Genomic DNA, 20,041 nt, shown 5'->3' with positions numbered 1-20,041 from the left:
ATGAACACGACTCATGTGCTGTCCACTTGGTTGGACAAACTCACCGCCCGGTCATCGCCTTGACGTACGCGTTCGCGTTCTTGCCGAACACCAGGCAGAGGAACAGGACCGTGGCGGTCAGCGAAATCAGCAGGTCAGCGATGGACATCAGCAGGACCGGGTAGTCGATGATCAACCCGAAGTCGCCGTCGAGGCTCAGCACGAACATCACGGCCGCGTAGAGCAGGTAGAGCATCCAGGCGATGTCGAGCACGACGAGCGTGACCCGCGCGGAGTTGCCGCCCTTGCGCAGTCCTCCGGCGAACACCACCCAGAACACCGCGCACGCCGCCACGCCGAGGGCCAGCACGCCGTTGATCAGGATCGGCAGCACCGGGGCGGACCCGTAGTCGAGGATCTCCATCGTCGAGATCGCGAAACCGACGAGGTGCAGCACCGCGGAGATCGGCGCCCACACCGCACCCATCCAGCTGGCGAAGACGAGTCCGCCGGGCGGGGTCAGCGGCACGTGCTGCTGGGGGTAGGCGTGCTGCGGGTACCCGTGCTGCTGCGGGTAGCCGAACTGCTGCGGCTGAGCGGGGTACTGCTGCTGCGGCGCGAACTGCTGGTTCGGCTGCCACGGGTTCTGCGGCGATGTCACGAGTGGACAGTAGAGCGGTGATCGACCCCGGTCCACCAGTTCCGGCAAGCCGAGACCACGCGCACGTTCCTCAGCGCCGCAGGTACTCGTTCGACGGCGCGAGGTAGGCGAGCACGAGCGTCGCCGCCACGGTCAGCACCTGCAGCAGCGCCAGCAGCGACGTGCCGATCCCGCCGACTGTCCCACCGGCCAGCGACGGCATGGTGAGCACGATCCACACCGCGCCCACCACCGTGATCACGATCCGCGCCCAGTTGCGGCCCCTGCGCAGGAAGAACAGCAACAGGATCCACAGCGCCGCGATGACCGCCACGACCGCGGCGACCAGCACCGCCACCCCGGTGTAGACGGCGCGGGCCTGCTCCGGGGTGAGCTGCTGGCCCTGCGCCGCGGCCTCCTCCACCACCACCTGCAGCTCGGCGTCCGAGACCGTCAGGAAGGAAATGGCGAGGATGGCGAAGCCCACCACGACGCTGGCGATGCCCGCCCAGAACGCGCCGTCGATCGTGCCCGGCCGGTCCGGCCGGACCGCGGAGCCGTGCTCCTGCGACGTCACATGCCCAGGTTATGACCGGTCCGGGGTCAGCGCCACGGACGGCCGAGGCGCGGCTGGTACCCCGCAGCCCGGAAACGCTGCCCCGACTCCCGGATGTAGCGGTTGGCGTCCGACCGGAACATGAACACGATCGCTGCCACCTCGATGCCCGCCACGACCAGCGAGAACAGCGCATCGAACCAGCTGACGCCGATCCCGGTGAGCTCCTGGATCATCGCGGTGCCGAACACGCCGACGGTCAGCACCGTGATCAGCGCGTTGAACACGCCGAACCCGCCGAACACGGTGAGCACGACCCGCGACCAGTTCCGCCCCTCCAGCAACCGCTTGGTGAGCATCACGTACACCATCAGGAGCAGGGCCTTGAGCAGCAGGGCGAACATGATCCCGCTGTTGGCCGCGGCGTCGAGCTCCTGCTGGCTCAGCTCCGGGTTCAGCTGCCGCAGCTCGGTGATCAGCCTGGTGCGGTCGGCGAGCTGGACGAAGGCCTGCACGATGCCGATCAGCACCGTCCCGATCCACAACCACCGCGCTACCAGCAGCGACTGCGGCACCTTCGGCTCCGGTTCCGGCTTCGGCCGACCGAACGCGTCGATGTGCTGCCCCGGGTCGGTCATGCGCTAGCGCCCCGCAGCCACTGCGCGGCCTCGGTGGCCCAGTAAGTGAGGACGATGTCCGCGCCCGCCCGCCGGATGGAGGTCAGCGACTCCAGCACGGTCCGCTGCCGGTCCAGCCACCCGTTGGCGACGGCGGCCTCGATCATCGCGTACTCGCCGGACACCTGGTAGGCGGCCACCGGCACGTCGGCCACGCCGGCGATGTCGCGCAGCACGTCGAGGTAGGACAGGGCGGGCTTGACCATCACCATGTCGGCGCCCTCGGCCAGGTCCAGGTCGGCCTCCCGCAGCGCCTCGCGCCCGTTGGCCGGGTCCTGCTGGTAGGTGTTGCGGTCGCCCTGGAGCTGCGAGTCGACCGCCTCCCGGAACGGGCCGAAGAAGGCGGAGGCGTACTTGGCCGAGTAGGCCAGGATGGAGGTGTCGCCGAAGCCGGTCGCGTCCAGCGAGTCGCGGATCACGCCGACCTGGCCGTCCATCATGCCGCTGGGCCCAACCACGTGCGCCCCGGACTGCGCCTGCACCACGGCCATCTCGCCGTAGATCTGCAGCGTCCGGTCGTTGTCGACGGTCCCGTCCTCGTCCAGCACACCGCAGTGCCCGTGGTCGGTGAACTCGTCCAGGCACAGGTCGGCCATCAGCACGGTGTCGTCGCCGAGTTCGGCGCGCAGGTCGCGCAGCGCGACGTTGAGGATGCCGTCCGGGTCGACCGCCCCGGACCCCACCGCGTCCCGCTCGGCGGGCACGCCGAAGAGCATCAACCCGCCGACACCGGCGCTGACCGCGTCGACGGCGGCCTTGCGCAGCGAGTCGCGGGTGTGCTGCACGACACCGGGCATCGAAGCGATCGGCGCGGGCTCGTCGATGCCCTCCCGCACGAACATCGGCAGCACCAGCTGCCGCGGTTCCACGGAGGTCTCGGAAACCAGTCGACGCAGTGCCGGATTCCGGCGGAGCCGACGCGGACGGTGCGAGGGATACATCCAGCAACTCCCCAAGCAGCTCGACAGGGGGTACCCCCCGAGCGTAGCCACCCCGACGAACCAGACGGTCAAGGGCCAACCCTCGTGAGCGGCAACGGTCGCAACAACGACCATCCCCACTCACGAGCGCACGTCACCCCTCGTGAGCGGCAACGGTCGTTGGAGCCACCATCGCCACTCACGAGTACACGCCGACCCTCGTGAGCGGGAATGGTCGTAAGAACCACCATCAGCACTCACGAGTGCACGCTCCCCCCTCGTGAGCGGCAATGGTCGTTGGAACCACCATCCCCACTCACGAGTACACACCCACCCTCGTGAGCGGCAACGGTCGTTGGAACCACCATCCCCACTCACGACCCCACACCCACCCTCGTGAGCGGGAATGGTCGTTAGAGCCACCATCAGCGCTCACGAGGGTGCGTTGGATCTCGTGAGCGGGAACGGTTGTTAGGACCACCATCGCCACTCACGAGTGTTTTGCAGGTGTGGGCGAGGGCGTTTGGGCGTTGTGCCGGGGGTGGCTGCGCGGAGGCGCGGTTCAGCGGGGTGGTTGGTCGCGGTCGCGTTGCATCTGGCGGACGACGTCGTCCCACAGCCAGCGGTGATGGCCGGTTGGCAGCGTCAGCGACGGTTGCAGCAGACCCTCGCGCACATACCTGGCGAGCGTCCGGGGCGAGATCCCCAGCCGCTTGGCCACCTGCCCCGTAGTCAGGTAACCGGGGTTCTCGTCTGCCACAACCAGACCGTATGACTCGAACAGGTGGTTTGCCGAGAGTTTGGCTCGTACGGACCGTTGATGCGCATAAGATCCTTCCATTCCGACTGTCTCGACTGTCCGATTTACTGGAGGGAAGGCATGGCCACACCTGTTGAGATCAGCCGTTCATCGCGGCCCGCGGTGTACCCAACGGTGCTGGTCAGTGGGCGTCGTTGGTACTCGTGCCGGGTTGCTGGGCCGGGTTGCGCGAGGTTCCTGGCCGACACCGGCCAGATGGCCATCGACGCCCTCGAACAGCACGAGCAGGTCCGCCACCTCACCGCCTCGCACTGCCCGTCCTGCTCCCGCCCGAGCCGCTGACCCGGCGCAGTTCTCCGCCACCGAAGGGACAAGCCCATGACCGCCCTGATCATGTTCACCGCCTGCACCGCCACCGCGATGGTCGCCACCGGCTGGACGTGGCGGACCTTCGCCGCCTACGGACAGCACGCCGGAGGCGGCGAGGGCGCCCTGACGGTGTGGCAGCTGATCGCGCACGTCGAGGAGGAGCAGAGGCGGCACGAGCGCCAGGGCAGGCACCGGCTCCGAGAACCCGAGCCCCACTGGCCAGACGACGACGCACCGACGCCACCGCCGCTGGACCTCCAGCGCCGCGTCCTGAACTCCCTGCACCGCATCTGACCGGACCACGGGCCGGGCGACCCAGCGCGCCCCCGATGTCCCCGGCCCCTGCGGGCCGGTCGGCGCAGTCACCCCTCCCCCTGCGCCGACCGGCCACCTCCCACGGACGACCAGGTCCGGCTAGACCCGCTCGGACAGTTCGGCGCGCTCGGTGGGCCGGGTGCGGCGGCGGAAGTGGCGGATGGTGCCGCCGAGCAGCGTCAACGCGGCGGCCAGGGCGAGACCGAACAGCACGCCCCCGACCGGGTCGGTCCCGAATGCCGAGCCGCCGAGGTAGCCCACCAGCGACCAGCTGATCGCCCACAGCGCGGCCGCTGCCACGTCGAACAACGAGAACGACCGGAGCGGATAACCGACACCACCCATGGTGATCGTGGTCGCGGTCCGGACGCCCGGCACCCACCGCGAGGCCAGCAGGGCCAGCCCGCCGCGCTCGGCGAGCGTCGCCGAAGCCCAGTCGAACGCCGCGCGGCTGCGGGGCCGTCGTCGGATGCGCGTGCGAAGCCGGCCGATCGAGCCGCGCCCGACCAGGTAGGCCACGTGATCACCGGCGAACGCCCCCGCGGTCCCGGCCAGCACGATCAAGGGCAGGTCCAGCTCGCCCGAAGCCGCGAACACCGACGCGGCGACGAGGGACGCCTCCCCCGGCACCACCGGGACGAAGCCGTCCAGCGCGGCCAGGGCGAAGAGCGCCAGGTAGACCCACGGCGAGGCCACAGCCTGCTCGAACAGGCCCAGGGCGGCATTGGTCACGTATCAGTCCTCGCCAGTCCGCCGCCCTCGTCAACGGCACCTGTCGGATGTCCTCCTGACCTTCTCCGACGACGCCCCGCGCGGGCATCGGGGACCGCACCGAGGGGAGCCCTGAACCGGGATCAGGGTCCGCGAAGCAACGAGGGGCACCTCCGACCGGGGTTGGTCGGAGGTGCCCCTCGACTGCTCAGATCAGCTGCGGCGGGCGCGCTTGGCCTTGCGCGGCGGCGGCAGGGCGCCTTCGGCGCGGAGCCGGGCCGCGTGCTCGGCGAGGGCGTCCACCAGGTCCTCGACGCGCGGGACCTCCGGCTGGACGTCGACCCGCAGGCCGAACTCCTTGGCCGTCTCCGCCGTGTTCGGGCCGATGCAGGCCACCAGCGTCCGGGCGTGCGGCTTGCCCGCGATGCCGACCAGGTTCCGGACCGTCGACGACGAGGTGAAGCACACCGCGTCGAAACCGCCCGTCTTGATCATCTCGCGGGTCTCGGCCGGCGGCGGGGCGGCGCGGACCGTGCGGTAGGCCGTCACGTCGTCGACCTCCCAGCCGCGCTCGCGCAGACCGGCCGACAGCGTCTCGGTGGCGATGTCCGCGCGCGGCAGCAGGACCCGGTCCACCGGGTCCAGGATGTCGTCGTGCGGTGGGAAGTCCTGCAGCAGGCCCTCGCTGGACTGGTCACCGGAGGGCAGCAGTTCCGGGATGATCCCGAAGGCGCGCACCCGCTCCGCGGTGGCCTCGCCGACGCAGGCGATCTTCACGCCGGAGAACGCCCGCGCGTCCAGGCCGAACTCGCCGAACTTCTCCCACACCGCCTTCACCGCGTTCGCCGAGGTGAACACCACCCACTGGTAGCGGCCGTCGACCAGACCCTTGACCGCGCGCTCCATCTGCGCGGGGCTGCGCGGCGGCTCGACGGAGATGGTCGGCACCTCGTGCGAGACGGCGCCGTGCGACCACAGGCGCTCGCTCATCACACCGGCCTGCTCCTTGGTGCGCGGCACCAGGACCTTCCAGCCGTACAGGGCGCGGGACTCCCACCAGGACAGCTTGTTGCGCTCGGACACGACGTCGCCGATGGTCACCACCAGGTGGCCCTGCAGCTCACCGGCGTCCGCGGCCAGCGAGGCCAGCGTCGTGTCGATGGTGCGCTGCTGCACCGTGGTGCCGGAGGCGGTCACCGCGACCGGCGTGGTCGCGGCCTTGCCGTGCTCGACCAGCCGCGAGGCGGCCTCGGCCAAGTGGCTGCCGGTGGTGTGCAGGACCAGCGGGCCGGGCGAAGCCGCCAGTGCCGCCCAGTCCACGTCACCGCGGACGTCCACCTCGGTGTGCGCGGCGCCGAGCGCGACACCGGCGTAGGCCGGGACCGCGCTGCCACCGGCGACGCCGGGAACCACGTCGAAGGCGGCACCTGTCTTGGCGACCTCCTGGACCTCGCGGACCACCGCGTCGGCGGTCAGCGGGTCACCGGCGATCAGGCGCACCACACCGCGCCCGGTCGAGGCCTCGTTCGCCAGGTCCTTGGCCACGTCCGCCGGGTCACCCACGGCGGGGCGTACCTCGGCGCCGTCCGCGGCCAGGCCGACGATGTCGGCGGGTACGTCCGGGTCGGTCACCAGCAGCGCGGCGCGAGTGATCGCGTCCCGGGCCCGAACGGTGAGCAGTCCGGCGTCTCCGGGACCGGAGCCCACGAATGCGATCCGTCCGGGGGTCTTGCGTGCTCGGGTCATCAGGGCACTCCCCATCAACTACTGCCCGCGACCGCTGAGCAGTGCGGTCCGGGCTTCGATCAGCTGAGCGGCCAGTTCGCGGCCCAGCTGGTCAGCGGCGGTCGTCTCACCAGTGGCGGAGGCGCGGACCAGACGGGATTCGTCGGCCGCCACCACCCCGCGCAAGGACAGCCGCAGCGCCACGCGCCCGTCCTCGTCGAGGTCCTCCACCACTTCGGCCAGCGCGCCGACCGGCGCGCTACAGCCCGCTTCGAGCGCGTTCAACAGGCCGCGCTCGGCGGCCGCCGCGGCGCGGCTGGCCTCATCGTCCAGAACGGACTGCAGCAGGTGCTCGGTGTCCACGTCGTCGACGCGGCATTCCACTGCGAGCGCGCCCTGGGCGGGCGCGGGCAGCATCTGCAGTGGATCGAGCGTTTCCGTGATCACCTCGAGCCGGCCCACGCGGGCCAGCCCGGCGCGGGCGAGGACGACGGCGTCCAGCTCGCCGTCGGTCACCTTGCGCAGGCGGGTGTCCACATTGCCGCGGATGTCGCGCACCTCCAGGCCCAGGCCCAGGGCCCGGAGCTGGCTGGCGCGGCGCGGCGAACCGGTGCCCACTAGGGAGCCCGGGGGCAGTTCGCCGAGCGTCAGACCGTCCCGTGCCACCAGCGCGTCCCGCGGGTCCTCCCGGACCGGGACGGCGGCCAGCGACAACCGGGGGTCCGGTTCGGTCGGCAGGTCCTTGAAGGAGTGCACGGCCACGTCCACCTCGCCGGTGGCGAGCGCTTCGCGCAGCGCCGAGGTGAACACGCCCACGCCGATCTCGGAGATCGGCGCCATCGAGAGGTCGCCGGGGGTCTTCACGGAGACCAGCTCGGTGGGGTAGCCCGCCTGCTCCAGCTGGTCGGCGACCCAGCCGGTCTGCGCCATCGCCAGGGCGCTGCCTCGGGTGCCGATGCGGAGGGTCTTGTTCAACGGTCCTCCCCGTCCTGTGCTGGTCGATCACGCTGGCTGGCCTTGGCGACGGTGGTCCCGGGCAGGCCTTCGTCGGCCTGCGGGGCACCGAGCACCGCGGTGGTCTGCGGATCGAGTTCGAAAAGCTCTCGGAGGGCGTCGGCGTACCCGGAGCCACCCGGCACCGACGCCAGTTGCTTGACCCGCACCGTGGGGGCGTGCAGCAGCTTGTCCACCACGCGGCGGACGGTGCGCGCCAGCTCGTTGCGCACGTCGCCGTCGAGTTCGGGCAGGCGCGAGTCGAGCCGCAGCAGCTCGCTGTCCACCACCTCGGCGGCGCGCTTGCGCAGCGCGGTCACGGTCGGGGTCACCTCGGCCGAGCGCTGCGCGGCCAGGTAGGCGCGCAGTTCCTCGGCGACGATCTGGGCGGCGCGCTCGGACTCGTTGCCGCCCTGCCGGTCGGAGAGCCGCTTCTGCAGGCTCTCCAGGTCGACGACGGTGACGCCGGGCAGCTCGGCCACGTCGGCGTCGATGTCGCGGGGCAGCCCGAGGTCGCAGCACAGCAGCGGTCGGCTGCCGCGCTCGGTCAGCGCCGCGGCGACCACGTCGGAGGTGACCACGGCACCGATCGCACCGGTGCAGGCCACCACCAGGTCGGCGGTGGCGACCGCGCCGGAGAGGTCGCTGAGGTCCGCGGTGCGCGCGTCGACGCCGTCGGCGCGCAGCGATTCGGCCAGCCGCTGTCCGTTGGCGGGGGTGCGGTTGGCGATCACGACCTCGCCGATGCCGACGCGCTTGAGCTGCGCGGCGGCCAGGCCGCCCATCGAGCCCGCGCCGACGATCAGCGCGCTGCGCCCGGCCAGGCCGTCCAGCGCCACCTCGGCGTCGGCGAGCGCCTCGGAGACCACCGACGCGCCTTCGGCGTCGATGCCGGTCTCGCTGTGCACGCGCTTGCCGACGCGCAGGGCCTGCTGGGCCAGCTCGTGCAGCGCCTTGCCGACGGTGCCGTTCTCGTCCGCGGTGCCGTAGGCCTGCCGCAGCTGGCCGAGGATCTGCGCCTCGCCGACGACCATCGAGTCCAGCCCGGCAGCCACCGAGAACAGGTGCTCGACGGCGGCGCCCGCGTAGAAGACGTAGAGGTGGTCGGCCAGGTCGCGGAAGTCCGCACCGGCGTGCCGGGTCAGCACCGAGCTGACGTCGTCCAGGCCGCCGTGGAAGGTCTCCGCGATCGCGTACACCTCGACCCGGTTGCAGGTCGAGATCACGAACGCCTCGCAGATGTGGTCCTGCTGCAGCAGTTCGTCGAGCACCTTCCGGACTTCGTCGCCGCTGATCGAGACCCGCTCCAGCACCCGGACCGGGGCGCTGTGGTGGGAAATCCCGACGGTGAGCAGGTTCACAGCCGTTCCACCATCCTGTTCGCCGATTCGACCTCGCCTGGCACCTGTGCACTGGCCCCCGGCGGCCCCAGGTCCGCGCCGTTCGCACCGTCCACATCGGACTGAGCGGCGGCTTCCTGCTGGCGCCGGGCCACGTGGAAGGACAGGATCTGCATCTCCACCGCCAGGTCGACCTTGCGCACCTCGACGTCCTCGGGGACCTGCAGCACGACGGGCGCGAAGTTCAGGATGCACGTGACGCCCCCGGCGACCAAACGATCGCAGACCTCCTGGGCGCCCTGGACGGGCGTGGCGATCACGCCGATGGTGACCTCGCGCTCGGTGCACACCTCGACGATGTCGTCGATGTGGCTGACCGGGATGCCGCCGACCGGCACACCGACCAGGTCGGGGTCCAGGTCGAACAGCGCCGACACCGGGAAGCCGCGACTCGGGAAGCCGCCGTAGTTGGCCAGCGCGTGACCGAGGTTGCCGATCCCGACCACCGCCACGCTGTGCTTGCGGGTCAGGCCCAGGGTGCGCTCGATCTGGCCGATCAGCACCGACACCTCGTAGCCGACACCGCGGGTGCCGTAGGAGCCGATGTAGGACAGGTCCTTGCGGAGCTTGGCGGAGTTGACCCCCGCCGCAACGGCCAGCTCGTCGCTGGAGACGGTGGTGACGTCCTGCTCGGCCAGACCGGAAAGGGCTCGCAGGTAGACGGCGAGGCGGGCGACGGCGGCTTCCGGGATCGCGCGGGCCCGCTCCCGGGCCGCGGGCACCTCGACCGACTGCTTGGACTCGATCCGGGAATCGGCCTCGGCCTGCCCGTCTCCGTCCTGCACGTCCGCTCCGTGGGCCGTCACGCTGGATCTCCCTCGCCCTGCTGCTCGCTCACCTGTCCACCCGCGTGCTCCGCCGCGGGTGGTTGCCGTGGTCGTCGACTTCCCGACTTCATCCGCAGGCGGGGAGCACCGACGCCAGCCGGTCTGCTCCTCGGCGGCGTCGTCCCGGTGCCGCGGACGGCACCTGGTCCGCTGATCCGCACCGAGAGCCCCGGCGGCCCGACCCCTACACCGTAACTACTTGTGAACACATGCACAAAGTCGCTGCGGTCGCAGTGGCCAGGAGGCGCAAACCTTCCCAGCCATCATTGCCGATGGCCCCCCGACGTGCCAAAACGCGTGGTCTGGGGCACGTGACGGGCATCGCGCGGGACCCGGGGGCCGGGTCAGCCGGACAGCGCCCGGCGGAAGCGCTCCTCCTCGACCCGCCAGAAGCCGTGCTCGACCCCATCGATCAAGATCACCGGGACCCGGTCGCCGTACTCGCCCCGCAGCTCGGGATCCGCGTCGACGTCGGACGCGGACCACGCGACCTCCAGCTCAGCGCAGATCCGCCGCACGTCGGAGATCGCGTCCTCGCACGCGTGGCAGCCCTCGCGGGTCATCACGGTCACTTGGTGCATACCGCCGCTCCAGGGAGAAGTTCGGGCTGGTTCCCGGTGCCCCACGGTACCGAGCCGCAGTTGCGCACCGCTTCCGCAATCGTGCTGGACAAGTGTCCAAAATCACCCCACGGAGCGACCCCGAGGAGGCCTGTCGAACACCCTGCGTAACGACACGATCACCACTATGCACTACCTACTTCTGAGTAACAACACGTATGCTGCTGCTCCAGCGCCACGCCCCCGGTGCACCAGGAGTCCCGAACGAGCGACCCGACACCGCCACGAACGAGTGCTCGCTCCGCGACCGGAGGCGGGTGTCCGAAGGACACCGCGACATGACGCCGTACCTGGTGCGTCCCCAGACCACCAGACCGGTCCGCCAACGACGGCAGGAGGTCGCAAGAGATGAGCAGCCCGAACACGCTCGCACCCCCCGCCCCGCAAGCCGCCCACCACCGCCTCGGACCGATCACCCCGAGAGCGGAGGGATGGGCCTACGTCAGCGCTGCGCAGCAAGGCGACAGCGACGCCTTCGGGCACCTCTACGACGAGTACGCCCACACCGTCTACCGCTACGTGTTCTTCCGGGTCAGCGACCACTGCCTGGCCGAGGACATCACCAGCGAGACCTTCCTGCGCGCCCTGCGCCGGATCGCCTCCATCAACTACCAGGGCCGCGACGTGGCCGCCTGGTTCATCACCATCGCCAAGAACCTGATCCTGGACCACATCAAGTCCAGCCGGTACCGGCGGGAGATCCCCACCGCGGACTGGACCGACAACCTCCCGGCGCACCGCGCCGCCGCAGGCCCCGAGCAGCACGTGCTCGCCGAGGCCACCCACCGCGAGCTGCTGCGCTGCGTCCGCCTGCTCAACCCCGACCAGCGCGAGTGCATCCGCCTGCGGTTCCTGCAAGGCCTGTCGGTGACCGAGACCGCAGTCGCGATGCAGCGCGGCGAAGGAGCGGTCAAAGCACTGCAGCACCGCGCGATCCGCCGCCTCGCGCAACTGCTGCCGGACGATCTTCGCTGAACCTTGCCGCGCCCGCCGGAGGTGCGCAAAGGTGGTTGCCGGGAGGCTCTAAGCTAGGGGCCTGCTGAGCCGGATGGCCCAGGGTCGGCAAGACCAGGAACTTCACACTCCGGAGGACCCCCAGGGAGGCGCGGCGGTGCCGACACGTCAGGGCTCGGCCGATGACGCGGAGCAGCGCGGCCTGCGCACGCAGGTCGACAGCGCGAAGGTGGCCGGTCGCGCCTCGGCGGAGGCGGCCGTGGCCGCCGCCCCTGGCCCGGACGGCTCGCTGGCCACCCCACCCGACCTCACCGCAGCGGCGTTCTTCGACGTGGACAACACGATGATGATGGGCGCCTCGCTGTTCCACTTCGCCCGCGGGCTGGCCGCCCGCAAGTTCCTCACCGCCACCGACCTGGCCGGGTTCGCCTGGCAGCAGCTGAAGTTCCGGGTCGGCGGCCGGGAGAACCACCAGGACATGCAGGCCAGCCGCGAGCAGGCGCTGTCCTTCGTGGCCGGTCGCAAGGTCTCCGAGCTGGTGGAGCTCAGCGAGGAGATCTACGACGAGCTGATGGCCGACCGGATCTGGGCGGGCACCCGGGCGCTGGCGCAGATGCACCTGGACGCCGGGCAGCGGGTCTGGCTGGTCACCGCGACGCCGGTCGAGCTGGCGCAGATCATCGCCCGCCGCCTCGGCCTGACCGGCGCGCTGGGCACCGTCGCGGAGAACTCGAACGGCGTCTACACCGGTCGGCTGGTCGGCGAGATGCTGCACGGACGGGCCAAGGCGCACGCGGTCCGCGCGCGGGCCGCCAGCGAGGGCCTGGACCTGCGCCGCTGCACGGCGTACTCGGACTCGGCCAACGACATCCCGATGCTGTCGGTGGTCGGCACCGCGGTGGCGGTGAACCCGGACCAGCGGCTGCGCGACATCGCCCGCGCCCGCGGCTGGGAAGTCCGCGACTTCCGCACCGGCCGCAAGGCGGCCCGCATCGGCCTGAACTCGATGCTCGGCGCGAGCGCCATCGCCGGAGCAGTCGCCGCAGGCCTCGCCTACCGCCGCCGAGACCGCTCCTGACCCCGCAACTCCAGTGGGATCAGGCACCTGATCCCCGGTGAAATCGCGAAGCCCGGCGGGAGGACCGACCTCCGACCACCGCCACGACCCGCGCCCCCCACCTGAGCAGAACGCGATTCCGACGGTAATCACACAGCCAACTCCCATCGAGATCGCGAGGACCGGCGGGAGAGCGACCCCCACCGCCGCCACGACCTGCGGCCCCGGCCCAGACACCGCGCAACATCAAGGGAAATCACACGTCCAACTTCCATCGAAATCGCGAAGACCGGCAGGAGACCCGACCCCACCGCGTCACCACACCCGGTGCCCCGTCCGAGGAGTGCGCAACCGCAATAGGAATCATCCATTGAACTCGCCGGGGCCGGGGGCGGGCCCTTCGCGGGGGTGTCACTGGCCGCTGATGTTGACCATCCACGTGATGCCGAACTTGTCCGTACACATGCCGAAGACGTCGCCCCACATCTGCTTCTCCAGGGGGACCGCGACGGTGCCGTCCGCCGAGAGCTTGGTCCAGTAGCCGCGCAGCTCGGCGTCGTCGTCGCCGGTGACGCTCACCGAGATGTTGCCGCCCGGCTGGTGCTGCATGGCCGGCGGCACGTCGGAGGCCATCAGCGTGAAGCCGCTGTCGGTCTCCAGCATCGAGTGCATCAGCTTGTCCGCCTGCGGTTCACCGCTGGCCCCGACGTCGCCGTAGGTGCTGACCTGCAGGTTCCCACCGAAGACCTGCTGGTAGAACTCCATCGCCTGGCGGGCCGTGCCGTCGAAGCTGATGTACGGGTTGAGACGAGTAGGCACCGGAAGTTCCCCTTTGTCCTCGATTCTGCGGCAACTGCAGGCTAGGCACGCTCGGCCGCGTCGGCTCGGTGGAGATCTTGGCGAGCGCACCTGACGAAAACCGGGCCGGTGCGGTGGCATCCCCGCCCACCGCACCGGCCCGTCCGTCCGGCCGGGCGCACCCCACCCGCTCGCACGCCCGGACGGCGGAGGTCAACTGCTCGCGACGCGCTTGGCCGCACTGCGGATGCGGAACGCGGTGATGATCTCCACGACCCCCACCACCAGCAGCCAGATCCCGCCGAACAACACCAGCAGGGTGACCGAGGCCAGCGGCGAGACGATCAGCACCACCCCGCCGAGCGCGGTGAGGACGCCGAGGAAGATCTGCCACCCGCGCGCTGGCATGCCCCGGTCCGCCACCGACGCGGTGATCTCCGTGATGCCGCGGAACAACCAGCCGATCCCGATCCACAGGCCCAGCAGCAGGATCGACTGCATCTCACCGCGGAAGCACAGCAGCCCGAGCAGGATCGACAGCGCACCGCTGACGAACGCGAGCACCCGGATGGCCACCGAGGCGTGCGTGCCGAACGCGGCGACGATCTGCAGCACCCCGCTGACCAGCAGGTAGATCCCGAACAGCACGCCGACCACGATCAGCGTCGCGGCGGGCCACACCAGCGCCAGCACGCCCACCACCAGCGAGCAGACCCCGACCACCAGGATCGACTGCCAGGCCATCTTCGCCAGCCGTTGCGCGATCAGCCCGGGCTCCTCCGGAAAGACGCTCATGCCCCCATCTCCGCACGCATCCAGGACCCCCGCACCCCCGAACTTCCCGGATCATCAATCCGGGTGGCCGCGCCGCCAACCCCTCCGCAGTTTCAATTGAAACTGCGATCCCACGTGCCTGGGCACCGCAGTTTCAACTGAAACTGCGACCCGAGCGACAGGGAGGTCACAGTTTCAGTTGAAACTGTAGGCCTGGGTGACGGAGGGATTCACAGTTTCATTTGAAACTGCAGACCCGAGCGACGAGGGGTGCACGGTTTCAGTTGAAACTGTAGACCCGGGCGGCGAGGGGTTTACAGTTTCAGTTGAAACTGTAGACCCGGGTGACGACGAGACTCACAGTTTCAGTTGAAACTGTAGTTCCGGGTGATGGGGGGTTTGTGGATTCAGTTGGGGCTGGGGTTGGGGTGGTCAGCCGAGGAAGACGTTGGTTCGTTGGGAGAGCAGGCGGTAGAGGGTGTGCTGGATGTTCTCCCGGACCTGGTCGCTGAGGCTGAAGACCAGCATCGGGTCGTCCGCCGCGCCCTCCGGGTAGCTGGAGGTCTCGATCGGCTCGCCGAACTCGATGTACCACTTCGACGGCAGCGGCACCGCGCCCAGCAGCCCGAAGTGCGGGAACAGCGGCGTGACCGGGAAGTACGGCACCCCGAGCAGGCGCGCCAGCGGCTTGATGTCGGCCAGCTTCGGGTAAATCTCCTCCGCGCCCACGATCGCGCAGGGCACGATCGGCGCCCCGGTACGCAGCGCCGCCGAGACGAACCCGCCACGCCCGAACCGCTGCAGCTTGTAGCGGTCCTTGAACGGCTTGCCGATGCCCTTGAAGCCCTCCGGCCAGACGCCCACCAGCTCACCGCCGCTCAGCAGCCGCTCGGCGTCCGGGTTGCAGGCCAGCGTGTGCCCGGCCTTGCGGGCCAGCGCACCGACAACCGGCAGCTGGAACACCAGGTCGGCGCCGAGCATCCGCAGGTGCCGGGAGGCTGGGTGGTGGTCGTGCAGCGCGACCGTGGTCATCAGCGCGTCCCACGGCAGCGTGCCGGAGTGGTTGGCCACCACCAGCGCGCCGCGGTCCTCCGGCACGTGGTGGGTGCCGATCACCTCCACCCGGAACCACTTGTCGTAGAACGGCCGCAGCAGCCGCAGGAACACCTCGTCGGTCAGCTCCTCGTCGAAGCCGAACTCGTCGACCCGGTAGTCGCCTAGCAGTCGGCGGCGGGCGAAGGCCAGCACCTCGGCGGCGGCATCCTCCCAGCCCGGCGCGGCGGGCTTCGGGGCGTGCGGCTCGCGGTCCTCCGGTCGCAGCGGGATCACCTGCGCATCCGCCATCACGACTCCACATCCGGCGCGGTGGCCGAGCCGCGCAGCTTCACCAGCAGGTCCCCGGCGCCGCGCTCGGCCGCCAAGACGGTCTCGGGGTCCACCACCGGCCGCAGGCCGCGGCCGCGGACGAAGTCGTCGAAGGCCTGCTGCGTGGTCCAGCGCGGGGTGAACCCGAACTGCTCGCGGAGCCTGGTGGTGTCCAGCACCCGACCGAAGTGCAGGTAGCGGAGCTGTTCGGAGGAGAAGTCGACCAGCCGCGCGCTGCGGAAGAACTGCGTCACCGGCAGCACCGCCGGGCCCGGCAGCGGCAGCGCGATCCGCCCGGCCCGCCGGATCGCCTGGGAGAGCATGAGCACGCCCGCACCGCCCACGTTGAAGACCCCGGGCCGCTCAACCAGCGTCGCCCGCTCCAGCACCGCCAGCGCGTCCTCGGAGTGCAGCAGCTGCAGCCGCGCGTCGAAGCCGAGCACGGTGGGCACCACCGGCAGGGCGAAGTAGCGGGTGAGCATCGCGTCGATGCGCGGGCCGATCAGGCTGCTGAACCGCAGCGTGGTGATGTCCACGTCGGGGCGGCGCCGCCCGAAGCCGCGCACGTAGCCCTCGATCTCGACCGCGTCCTTGGCGTACCCGGACGACGGGAGGTCCCTCGGCTCCATCTCCTCGGTGAACACCGCGGGGTCCCGCGAGCTCGACCCGTACACGGCGCACGTGGAGCGCACCACGACCTTGCGCACCTGCGGGGACTGCTGGCAGGCGGCCAGCAGCTGCATGGTGCCGATGACGTTCATCTCCTTGACCGCGGCCCGGCCCCCGGGCCCCGGGTGGGTGTTGACCGCCGCGTGCACCACGGTGTCGACCCCGGCGTTGGCGATGACCTTGCCGATCTGCGGGTTGCGGATGTCGGCGCGGACGAACTCGGTGCGCCCCATCCGCCGCAGCAGGTCGCGGCCGGGTTGCGCGGTGTCTACCCCGAGCACCCGCCCGATCGCGGGGTTGGCGGCCAACCGCGCGGCGAGGTGCCCGCCCAGGAAGCGGCTGACCCCGGTCACCAGCACGACGTTCGGCCCCATGCGCCTCCCCGGGTCTCCGCGGTCACCAGCGCGATGCTACCGCCACACAGCCCACGGACCCTCGTGAGCGCGAACGGTGCCCCTTGCCACCAGGCCCACTCACGACCCACGACCAGCACCGACCCCCAGGCGCCAAGCAGGCGCGCAACACCCCAGGAACGAAAAACCGCCGCCGACCCCTGCAGGTGGTCGGCGGCGGTTCAAGATCACTTGCCCAACTTGCGACGCTGGACGCGCGTCTTGCGGAGCAGCTTGCGGTGCTTCTTCTTGGACATGCGCTTGCGGCGCTTTTTGATGACCGAGCCCATGCGGACTCCTTCACTCTTGACGGCAGTTCGAACGTCTCCCGCGCCGGCGCAGCCGCGATGAGCGCACCAGGCACGACCACCCCAGAACTTTACCTTCCCTGGTGCTGGCCCCTGCCGCCGTGGTCCTCGAAACGCCGTCGGGCACCGCCCGCCGACCGCCGCGGTGCGGCGGCGACCGGTGGCGGTGCCCGTCGGCCAGTGTCAACCAGCGTTGTAGTAGGCGCTCTCCAAGTAGGCGTGGACGTCCTTCTCCGCCACCCGAAACGACCGGCCCACGCGTGCTGCGGGCAGCTCGCCGGCGTGGACGAGCCGGTAGACCGTCATCTTCGACACCCGCATCAGCTTGGCGACCTCGGCGACGGTGAGGAACCGCACCTGACCCATGTTCGGTGGCGCCTGCTGGCTGGGTTCGGAGTTCGCAGACATGCTTCACCGTGCCCTTCGGCACGTGTCGCGCCCGTCGGCTTCCCCTCCGACGGAAACCTCACGCACGTGCTCTATCGAGAGTAGCGGGACGGCTGGGGAACCTGCGATGGCCGAATTACCTGAGTATTCGCCCGTCCGTCAGTCGCGGTCCTCGTGCACCGCGCCGAGCTCGACGGACCGGTCCCGAGCTGCCTCGATGGCGTCGATCATGGCCGCCCGCACGCCGTGCTTCTCCAGCTCGCGGATGCCCGCGATGGTGGTCCCGGCGGGCGAGGTGACCGCCTCGCGCAGCATGACCGGGTGCCCGCCGCCCTCGCGGAGCATCGCGGCGGCGCCGACCGCCGACTGCACGATGAGCTCGGCGGCGGTGGCGCGCGGGATGCCCAGCAGGATGCCCGCGTCGATCATGGCTTCGACCAGGTAGAAGAAGTACGCCGGGCCGGATCCGGACAGCGCGGTGACCGCGTCCTGCTGGGACTCCGGCACCCGCGCCACCTTGCCGACGCTGCCGAGCAGCTCCTCGACCAGCGCCAGGTCCTCGTCCGTGGCGCGGGAGCCGCCGGAGATGGCGCTCATGGCCTCGCCGACCAGCATCGGGGTGTTCGGCATGACCCGGACCACCGCGGTGCCCTCGGGCAGCCGCCGCTCGAACAGCTTGGTGGGCAGGCCCGCGCACAGCGACACCACGAGCTTGCCGGGCGGCAGCGCGGGGGCCATCTCGTCGAGCAGCGGTTCGATGTCCTGGGGCTTGACGGCGACCACGATGACGTCCGCGCGCTGCACGGCGGCGGGCACGTCCACGTGCGTGATGCCGTAGGCCTTGGTGAGCTCCGCCGCGCGGGTCGCGAACCGCTCGGTGAACAGCAGGTCCGCCGGGGCGCGTCCGGCCTTCAGCAACCCCGTCAGCAGGGATTCCCCGATCTTTCCGGCTCCGAGTACGGCGATCCTCGTCATGCCGCTCAGGGTGCCAGACCACGCTCCGCGCACAGCACCAGCCAGCTGTCCGCGGCACCTCCCGCAGCTGGATCACAGCCGCTACTGTGTCTGCCACCACAGCTCCCGCCACGGCCGTGCGACCTCGATCCCGAAGGAGCTCGAATGTTCAGCACTATGCAGGACGCGCCCCTGTCGATCGCCCGGATCCTCGAGCAGGGCAGCGGGCCGCACGGCGCCTCCGCGCAGGTCATCACCTGGACCGGTGAGGGGGCGCGGCGCCGGACCTTCGCCGACGTCGGCCGCCGGGCGGCGCAGCTGGCGCACGCGCTGCGCGGTCTCGGCGTCACCGGGGACCAGCGGGTCGGCACGTTCATGTGGAACAACGCCGAGCACCTGGAGGCCTACCTGGCGGTGCCGGCGATGGGTGCTGTGCTGCACACGCTGAACATCCGGTTGTCCCCGGAGCAGGTCGCCTACGTGGCCAACCACGCCGAGGACGAGGTGGTCCTGGTCGACGCGACGCTGCTGCCGCTGTTCGGCAAGCTGCTGCCGGAGCTCGAAACGGTGCGGCACGTCGTCGTCGCCAACGGCGACGAGGCCGCGCTGGAGGCACCGGAGGGCGTCGAGGTGCACGGCTACGAGGAGCTGTTGGCCGGGCAGCCGGTGGAGTTCGACTGGCCCGAGCTGGACGAGCGGTCGGCCGCGGCGATGTGCTACACCTCCGGCACCACGGCCAACCCGAAGGGCGTCGTGTACTCGCACCGCTCGATCTACCTGCACTCGATGCAGGTGTGCATGACCGACGGGATGGCGTTGACGCAGGCCGACCGCGCGCTGGCAGTGGTGCCGATGTTCCACGCGATGTCCTGGGGCCTGCCGTACGCGGCGTTCATGGTGGGTGCCTCGATCGTCATGCCGGACCGGTTCCTGCAGCCCGGGCCGCTGGTGGAGATGACCGCGGCGGAGCGCCCGACGATGGCCGCGGCGGTCCCGACGATCTGGCAGGGCGTGCTGCAGCACCTGGCGGCCCACCCGCAGGACGTGTCCTCGCTGCGCGAGGTGGTGGTGGGTGGGGCGGCCTGCCCGCCGTCGCTGATGCAGGCCTTCGAGGAGGAGTACGGCATCACGGTGCTGCACGCCTGGGGCATGACGGAGACCTCGCCGCTGGGCAGCGTGGCCCGACCTCCCGCCGGGGTCACCGGCGAGCGGCTCTGGGAGTACCGGTCCAGCCAGGGCCGCCCGCCCGCCGGGGTGCAGGCGCGGGTGGTCGGCGAGGACGACCGGGTGCTGCCGTGGGACGGCGAGAGCGTCGGCGAGCTGGAGGTCCGCGGGCCGTGGATCACCGCCTCCTACTACGGCGAGGACGACCCGGGCAAGTTCCACGACGGCTGGCTGCGCACCGGCGACGTCGGGCACATCAGCCCGGACGGCTTCCTGCAGCTGACCGACCGGGCCAAGGACGTGATCAAGTCCGGCGGGGAGTGGATCTCGTCGGTGGAGCTGGAGAACAAGGTGATGGGCCACCCAGCGGTCGCGGAGGCGATGGTGATCGGGGTGCCGGACGAGAAGTGGTCCGAGCGGCCGCTGGTCGCGGTGGTCCTGCGCGACGGCCAGCAGGTGGACGCCGCGGAGCTGCGCGACTTCCTGGCGGGCTCGGTGGCGAGGTGGCAGCTGCCGGAGTACTGGGCGTTCATCCCGGAGGCGCCGAAGACGAGCGTGGGCAAGTTCGACAAGAAGCGCCTCCGCAAGCAGCACGCGGACGGCGAGCTCGACGTGACCCGCCTGGGCTGAGCTGCCCCCTCAGCCCCGACCTCCCCGGAGGTCGAGCGGGCCCGCAGGCCTCCGGCGTGTCGGGCGCCCGACACGCCGGAGGTCCGCAACTCCGGTG

Annotated in this window: 23 protein-coding genes; 5 read left to right on the top strand and 18 right to left on the bottom strand. The window is 70.8% G+C overall.

Annotated features, from left to right (window positions below; all coding sequences use genetic code 11):
* Positions 1-40: 40 nt before the first annotated feature.
* The 5 genes from ABT324_RS12835 to ABT324_RS12815 all read right to left on the bottom strand — a co-directional run bounded on the left by ABT324_RS12835 (position 41) and on the right by ABT324_RS12815 (position 3,532).
* Positions 41-640 carry a hypothetical protein gene (locus ABT324_RS12835; protein ID WP_351175657.1) on the bottom strand — a complete coding sequence of 200 codons (600 nt, stop codon included), beginning with the start codon at positions 638-640 and terminating at the stop codon, positions 41-43.
* A 70-nt stretch (positions 641-710) separates the two neighbouring features.
* A complete protein-coding gene (locus ABT324_RS12830; RefSeq protein ID WP_351175655.1) occupies positions 711-1,196 on the bottom strand; it encodes a hypothetical protein in 486 nt (161 codons plus the stop codon).
* Positions 1,197-1,222: 26 nt separating this feature from the next.
* The gene (locus ABT324_RS12825; protein WP_351175653.1) at positions 1,223-1,813 is read right to left on the bottom strand and encodes a hypothetical protein; all 591 of its coding nucleotides are present in this window, start codon (positions 1,811-1,813) and stop codon (positions 1,223-1,225) included.
* On the bottom strand, positions 1,810-2,793 hold the full coding sequence (hemB, locus tag ABT324_RS12820) for a porphobilinogen synthase (protein ID WP_351175651.1): 984 nt from the start codon (positions 2,791-2,793) through the stop codon (positions 1,810-1,812). Before hemB ends, ABT324_RS12825 begins: the two co-directional genes overlap by 4 nt.
* A 541-nt stretch (positions 2,794-3,334) precedes the next feature.
* Positions 3,335-3,532: a MerR family DNA-binding transcriptional regulator gene (locus tag ABT324_RS12815; protein WP_351175649.1), complete on the bottom strand. Its 198-nt coding sequence runs from the start codon at positions 3,530-3,532 to the stop codon at positions 3,335-3,337.
* A 120-nt stretch (positions 3,533-3,652) separates the two neighbouring features.
* Here ABT324_RS12815 and ABT324_RS12810 point away from each other — a divergent pair, with 120 nt between their 5' ends.
* Together ABT324_RS12810 and ABT324_RS12805 are read left to right on the top strand one after the other, a co-directional pair.
* The gene (locus ABT324_RS12810) at positions 3,653-3,874 is read left to right on the top strand and encodes a hypothetical protein (RefSeq protein WP_351175647.1); all 222 of its coding nucleotides are present in this window, start codon (positions 3,653-3,655) and stop codon (positions 3,872-3,874) included.
* A gap of 36 nt (positions 3,875-3,910) precedes the next feature.
* Positions 3,911-4,195, top strand: a complete 285-nt coding sequence (locus ABT324_RS12805; protein WP_351175645.1) for a hypothetical protein — start codon at positions 3,911-3,913, stop codon at positions 4,193-4,195.
* A 120-nt stretch (positions 4,196-4,315) separates the two neighbouring features.
* Here the strand turns inward: ABT324_RS12805 and ABT324_RS12800 are convergent, their stop codons facing one another.
* The 6 genes from ABT324_RS12800 to ABT324_RS12775 form a co-directional block, all read right to left on the bottom strand.
* Entirely contained in the window at positions 4,316-4,948 is a 633-nt protein-coding gene (locus ABT324_RS12800; protein ID WP_351175643.1) for a DedA family protein, read from the bottom strand.
* A gap of 192 nt (positions 4,949-5,140) precedes the next feature.
* The gene (locus ABT324_RS12795) at positions 5,141-6,673 is read right to left on the bottom strand and encodes a bifunctional uroporphyrinogen-III C-methyltransferase/uroporphyrinogen-III synthase (RefSeq protein WP_351175641.1); all 1,533 of its coding nucleotides are present in this window, start codon (positions 6,671-6,673) and stop codon (positions 5,141-5,143) included.
* Between the two features lie 18 nt (positions 6,674-6,691).
* Positions 6,692-7,627 (bottom strand): hydroxymethylbilane synthase, encoded by a 936-nt coding sequence (gene hemC, locus ABT324_RS12790; RefSeq protein ID WP_351175639.1) that lies wholly within the window; start codon positions 7,625-7,627, stop codon positions 6,692-6,694.
* Entirely contained in the window at positions 7,624-9,006 is a 1,383-nt protein-coding gene (locus ABT324_RS12785; RefSeq protein ID WP_351175637.1) for a glutamyl-tRNA reductase, read from the bottom strand. Before ABT324_RS12785 ends, hemC begins: the two co-directional genes overlap by 4 nt.
* On the bottom strand, positions 9,003-9,851 hold the full coding sequence (locus ABT324_RS12780; protein ID WP_502949732.1) for a redox-sensing transcriptional repressor Rex: 849 nt from the start codon (positions 9,849-9,851) through the stop codon (positions 9,003-9,005). The genes ABT324_RS12785 and ABT324_RS12780 overlap by 4 nt, the downstream gene beginning before the upstream one ends.
* A gap of 365 nt (positions 9,852-10,216) precedes the next feature.
* Positions 10,217-10,453, bottom strand: a complete 237-nt coding sequence (locus tag ABT324_RS12775; protein ID WP_351175635.1) for a glutaredoxin family protein — start codon at positions 10,451-10,453, stop codon at positions 10,217-10,219.
* Positions 10,454-10,840: 387 nt separating this feature from the next.
* Here ABT324_RS12775 and ABT324_RS12770 point away from each other — a divergent pair, with 387 nt between their 5' ends.
* Entirely contained in the window at positions 10,841-11,467 is a 627-nt protein-coding gene (locus tag ABT324_RS12770) for a sigma-70 family RNA polymerase sigma factor (protein WP_351175633.1), read from the top strand.
* A 181-nt stretch (positions 11,468-11,648) separates the two neighbouring features.
* Positions 11,649-12,524, top strand: coding sequence for an HAD family hydrolase (locus ABT324_RS12765; protein ID WP_351175830.1), 876 nt, complete (start codon positions 11,649-11,651; stop codon positions 12,522-12,524).
* A 390-nt stretch (positions 12,525-12,914) separates the two neighbouring features.
* On the opposite strand, the gene ABT324_RS12760 is transcribed toward ABT324_RS12765, so the two are convergent.
* The 7 genes from ABT324_RS12760 to proC all read right to left on the bottom strand — a co-directional run bounded on the left by ABT324_RS12760 (position 12,915) and on the right by proC (position 18,171).
* Positions 12,915-13,322 carry a VOC family protein gene (locus ABT324_RS12760; RefSeq protein WP_351175631.1) on the bottom strand — a complete coding sequence of 136 codons (408 nt, stop codon included), beginning with the start codon at positions 13,320-13,322 and terminating at the stop codon, positions 12,915-12,917.
* A 192-nt stretch (positions 13,323-13,514) separates the two neighbouring features.
* Complete coding sequence (locus ABT324_RS12755) at positions 13,515-14,096, bottom strand: HdeD family acid-resistance protein (protein ID WP_351175629.1); 582 nt, start codon at positions 14,094-14,096, stop codon at positions 13,515-13,517.
* A gap of 411 nt (positions 14,097-14,507) precedes the next feature.
* Positions 14,508-15,419, bottom strand: a complete 912-nt coding sequence (locus ABT324_RS12750) for a lysophospholipid acyltransferase family protein (RefSeq protein WP_351175627.1) — start codon at positions 15,417-15,419, stop codon at positions 14,508-14,510.
* Positions 15,419-16,483, bottom strand: a complete 1,065-nt coding sequence (locus ABT324_RS12745; RefSeq protein WP_351175625.1) for an NAD-dependent epimerase/dehydratase family protein — start codon at positions 16,481-16,483, stop codon at positions 15,419-15,421. The genes ABT324_RS12750 and ABT324_RS12745 overlap by 1 nt, the downstream gene beginning before the upstream one ends.
* Positions 16,484-16,689: 206 nt before the next feature.
* Positions 16,690-16,791 carry a 30S ribosomal protein bS22 gene (locus ABT324_RS12740; protein WP_010241351.1) on the bottom strand — a complete coding sequence of 34 codons (102 nt, stop codon included), beginning with the start codon at positions 16,789-16,791 and terminating at the stop codon, positions 16,690-16,692.
* Between the two features lie 201 nt (positions 16,792-16,992).
* A complete protein-coding gene (locus ABT324_RS12735) occupies positions 16,993-17,217 on the bottom strand; it encodes a helix-turn-helix domain-containing protein (protein ID WP_150067011.1) in 225 nt (74 codons plus the stop codon).
* Positions 17,218-17,355: 138 nt separating this feature from the next.
* Positions 17,356-18,171 carry a pyrroline-5-carboxylate reductase gene (gene proC, locus ABT324_RS12730; RefSeq protein ID WP_351175622.1) on the bottom strand — a complete coding sequence of 272 codons (816 nt, stop codon included), beginning with the start codon at positions 18,169-18,171 and terminating at the stop codon, positions 17,356-17,358.
* 144 nt (positions 18,172-18,315) lie between these two features.
* Between proC and ABT324_RS12725 the strand changes: the two genes are divergently transcribed.
* Complete coding sequence (locus ABT324_RS12725; protein WP_351175620.1) at positions 18,316-19,944, top strand: long-chain fatty acid--CoA ligase; 1,629 nt, start codon at positions 18,316-18,318, stop codon at positions 19,942-19,944.
* Positions 19,945-20,041: the final 97 nt, after the last annotated feature.

The organism is Saccharopolyspora sp. NPDC000359 (genome assembly GCF_040300525.1).
Classification (GTDB): Bacteria; Actinomycetota; Actinomycetes; order Mycobacteriales; family Pseudonocardiaceae; genus Saccharopolyspora.
The sequence above is the reverse complement of the archived record's forward strand: the minus strand, read 5'-3'. Positions and strand labels throughout refer to the sequence as shown.

Bases quoted from the DNA above. Each gene is read 5' to 3' on its own strand.
- ABT324_RS12745 (WP_351175625.1), bottom strand. From the start codon at position 16,483: ATGGGGCCGAACGTCGTGCTGGTGACCGGGGTCAGCCGCTTCCTGGGC.
- ABT324_RS12735 (WP_150067011.1), bottom strand. From the start codon at position 17,217: ATGTCTGCGAACTCCGAACCCAGCCAGCAGGCGCCACCGAACATGGGT.
- ABT324_RS12740 (WP_010241351.1), bottom strand. From the start codon at position 16,791: ATGGGCTCGGTCATCAAAAAGCGCCGCAAGCGCATGTCCAAGAAGAAG.
- ABT324_RS12810 (WP_351175647.1), top strand. From the start codon at position 3,653: ATGGCCACACCTGTTGAGATCAGCCGTTCATCGCGGCCCGCGGTGTAC.
- proC (WP_351175622.1), bottom strand. From the start codon at position 18,171: ATGACGAGGATCGCCGTACTCGGAGCCGGAAAGATCGGGGAATCCCTG.
- ABT324_RS12725 (WP_351175620.1), top strand. From the start codon at position 18,316: ATGTTCAGCACTATGCAGGACGCGCCCCTGTCGATCGCCCGGATCCTC.
- ABT324_RS12770 (WP_351175633.1), top strand. From the start codon at position 10,841: ATGAGCAGCCCGAACACGCTCGCACCCCCCGCCCCGCAAGCCGCCCAC.
- ABT324_RS12755 (WP_351175629.1), bottom strand. From the start codon at position 14,096: ATGAGCGTCTTTCCGGAGGAGCCCGGGCTGATCGCGCAACGGCTGGCG.
- ABT324_RS12750 (WP_351175627.1), bottom strand. From the start codon at position 15,419: ATGGCGGATGCGCAGGTGATCCCGCTGCGACCGGAGGACCGCGAGCCG.
- ABT324_RS12805 (WP_351175645.1), top strand. From the start codon at position 3,911: ATGACCGCCCTGATCATGTTCACCGCCTGCACCGCCACCGCGATGGTC.
- ABT324_RS12795 (WP_351175641.1), bottom strand. From the start codon at position 6,673: ATGACCCGAGCACGCAAGACCCCCGGACGGATCGCATTCGTGGGCTCC.
- hemB (WP_351175651.1), bottom strand. From the start codon at position 2,793: ATGTATCCCTCGCACCGTCCGCGTCGGCTCCGCCGGAATCCGGCACTG.
- ABT324_RS12775 (WP_351175635.1), bottom strand. From the start codon at position 10,453: ATGCACCAAGTGACCGTGATGACCCGCGAGGGCTGCCACGCGTGCGAG.
- ABT324_RS12825 (WP_351175653.1), bottom strand. From the start codon at position 1,813: ATGACCGACCCGGGGCAGCACATCGACGCGTTCGGTCGGCCGAAGCCG.